The 2,013-nt window shown below is 75.0% G+C and carries 1 protein-coding gene and 1 pseudogene; both read left to right on the top strand.

The genetic code is table 11. The features are described from left to right. Positions 1 to 835, top strand: a pseudogene (locus TOK_RS27755) (hypothetical protein); the annotation flags it as partial. After that, on the top strand, positions 832 to 2,013 hold a 1,182-nt coding region (locus TOK_RS27750; RefSeq protein WP_253258681.1), incomplete at its 3' end, for an SCO6880 family protein. The pseudogene TOK_RS27755 and the gene TOK_RS27750, both read left to right, overlap by 4 nt.

Below are 2,013 nucleotides of genomic sequence, written 5' to 3'. Positions count from 1 at the left end.
GCCGATCACCGCGGCCGGGTTGATGACCAACACGACCTCGAGCTGGTTCTGGCGCGCGCTGCGCTGGACGATCGCCGCGATCGTGCTCAAGCCCGCACTGGCACTCGTGCTGGTCATCGGGGTGAACATGCTCGCCCAGCCCTCAGGGATCGGTGGGCTGCTCGCCGGCGCCGGGGTGCTGCTGGTGTCGCTGTTCTGCCCGCTGGCGGTGTTCCGGCTGCTCGCCTTCGTCGAGCCCGGCACCGCCGCCGGAGCCACGTTCCGCTCCAACCTCTCCTCCGCGTCGGGGTCGGGGTCGGGCTCGGCAGGCGCCGCGGACGGCGGCTCGTCCGCGGAGGAGTCCAACACCTCCCGCTTCGACGCAGCCAGCTCCGGCTCGTCCGGCTCATCAGGCGGAGGCAGCTCGTCCGGCGGGTCCGGTGGTGGGGTGTCGCAGCTGGGTGGGCTGGTCGGTGGCGCGGCCGCGGCCGCGGCGAGCTTCGGCAACGCCCAGATGGACGGGGGCGGGATCGGCTGGGGCTACGGCGGCCCGGCCGGGGCCGGGAACAGCAACAGCAGCAACCAGAACCAGGACCGCTCCCAGCGCGACCCCAACTCCACAGGCTCGGACTCCGCGTCGGGCTCGGGGTCGGGCTCTGGTGGTGATGGGTCCGCGCCGGTCGATGGTGGGCTGCCGGTGTCCCCGGACGCCCCCACGCAGGCGATCGCGCCCCCGACACCGGGCGGAGCACCGGCCGGCGTGAGCAGCGGCCCGGGCGGTGGCTCCGGCGGTTCTGGTGGCCCCGGTGGTGGAGGCGGCGCAGCCGCAGCGGCTGACGTGCCGCCGGTCGCATGAGCGCCCGCACCAGCAGCGACACCGCCTCGGCGCGGTCGCTGCGGATCTACCGCGAGCTCAACAACCGTGAACGCGCCGGGTGGGTCCTGGGGCTGACCCCGGCCCAGGCCGTCGCGCTGCTGGCGCTGGTCGTGCCGGTGCTGCTGAGCCTGTCGGCCGGGCGGTGGGCCGCAGCGTTCGGCTGGCTCGTCGTCGACGGGCTGCTCGCCGCCCTGATCGTCGTCCCGGTCCGCGGCCGCTCGGCGTTCCGCTGGCTCACCGACCTGATCTTCTTCCAGACAGGAGTCCTGATGCGCTGGTCGCTGTGGCAGTCCAAGGCCGCCACCGGGCTGCCCGGTCCCCGCGACGAACCCGACCTCCCGGGCGTGCTTGCCCGGGTCGCGTTCCCCGACGGCCCGCCGTTTCGCGACCAGGGCAGGCTGTGCCTGATCCACGACACCAGCGACGGCCGCTGGGGCGCCACCGCCCGGCTGACCCACTCCGGCGTCGGCATGCTCTCCGACGCCGAGTGCGAACGCCTCGCCGCCCGGCTGGGGAACCTGCTCATCGCGATCGGGCACCGCGAGGTCGTGGACCGGATGTCGCTGCTGGTGCGCACCGTCCCCGACGACGGCACCGAGTACGACGTGTGGCGCACCGCCCACGAACACACCGGCGCCCCGGACCTGGCCCGGCAGGCCACCGACGAGCTCGACGCCACGATCGGCTCGGTGTCGGTGCGCACGGAGTTGTTCGTGACCGTGTCCGGCACCGAGTCCGCCCTCCGCAGGCCCGCCGCCGCCGCGGGCGGGGGCACCGCGGGGCGGGCAGCGGTGCTCTACCGGGTCCTCGACGGCCTCGACGACGCGCTGAAGTCACTCGGGATCCGGTCGGTGAGCTGGCTGACCAGCGCCGGGATGGCCGAGGCCATCCGCACCGGGTTCAACCCGGCCGCCGCCGCGGTGCTGACCAACCAGCACCTGACCCACCAGCAGCTCACCCCCGCCGCCGCTCCCGGCGGCGGGTCGGTGGGGCTGCCGATGGCGGCCGCGGGCCCGACGTTCGCCCCGACCCCGGCCGCCCGCGCCTACCACCACGACGGGTTCTCCTCGGTGTCGTACGCGGTGATGATGCCCGAGGCCGGCACCATCTTCGGCTCACTCGGCCCGCTGCTCGCCGTCCGGACCGCCGGGGAGCGC

This window comes from Pseudonocardia sp. N23 (genome assembly GCF_002583555.1).
GTDB lineage: Bacteria > Actinomycetota > Actinomycetes > Mycobacteriales > Pseudonocardiaceae > Pseudonocardia.
The sequence above is the reverse complement of the archived record's forward strand: the minus strand, read 5'-3'. Positions and strand labels throughout refer to the sequence as shown.